Origin of the sequence: Methylobacterium tarhaniae (assembly GCF_001043955.1) — a bacterium.
Lineage (GTDB): Bacteria > Pseudomonadota > Alphaproteobacteria > Rhizobiales > Beijerinckiaceae > Methylobacterium > Methylobacterium tarhaniae.
The window spans coordinates 1-800 of record NZ_LABZ01000381.1 but is presented as its reverse complement, the minus strand read 5'-3'; the positions used below and the strand labels follow the sequence as shown (position 1 = coordinate 800).

1 protein-coding gene and 1 pseudogene are annotated in these 800 nt (G+C 72.6%); both read right to left on the bottom strand.

Annotation, left to right across the window (positions count from 1 at the left end; translation table 11 throughout):
• A partial coding sequence (locus VQ03_RS30150; RefSeq protein WP_048454622.1) for a MarR family winged helix-turn-helix transcriptional regulator occupies positions 1 to 437 on the bottom strand: 437 nt, incomplete at its 3' end.
• Positions 434 to 800: pseudogene (locus tag VQ03_RS30145) on the bottom strand (6-hydroxynicotinate reductase); the annotation flags it as partial. The pseudogene VQ03_RS30145 and the gene VQ03_RS30150, both read right to left, overlap by 4 nt.

The following is an 800-nucleotide window of genomic DNA, read 5'->3' as shown; positions in this document are numbered from 1 at the left end:
GCCGCCTCCTCCGGGGAGAGGGGCTCGAGGGTGCGGGCCGTCACCTCGGCGCCGCGGCTCTTCATTGCCTCGATCACCGCGAGACCCTCCGCTGTCAGTGTCAGCAGCACCAGCCGGGCATCGGATTCGTCGGCCGTCGGCCGGACCAGGCCGCGGGCGGTGAGGCGGCGGGCGACGCCGAACATCGTCGCCGGGTCGACCCCGACGAGGCGTCCGACCTGGTTCTGCGAGGTCGGCCCGAGGTCGTGGAGCTTCGTCATCACGGCGAACTGCACCGGCGTGACGGAGAAGTCCCGCATCACCGTCTCGAAGATCGCGGAGGCGCGCTGGTGCGCCCGGCGGATCAGGTAGCCGATCTGCTCCTCGACCCGATAGGTGCGGACCGCCTCGGCATCGATCTCGGGGGTCGGCGCCTCGTGCCGGTGCGGGGCGTTCATGCCGGCCCTCCTGCCACGTCCGCCGCCGGCCAGGGATGGCCAGGATTCCACGGATCGATCCGGGCCGCGGGCCCGATCTCGCGCAGCATATCCGTCATCGCCACCACGTCGCCATCGTGTCCGCCCAAGCGCGCATAAAGGTCGCGCGGCAGGGTGAACTCGATCGGCGCGACGATCGCCGGGGTCGGCACCGAGCCGAAGGCGTTCCTCGGCAGCCGGGTCACGTCGGCCATCACCGTGATGCCGCCGCCGGGCCAGACCGTGACCGGCGCGCCGCCCATCGTCACCCTGGTCTCGCCGGAGGCGACCGAGCGGGTCAGCAGCACCGGATTCTCGGTGACGCCCGCCCGCAGGCTGCCGCCG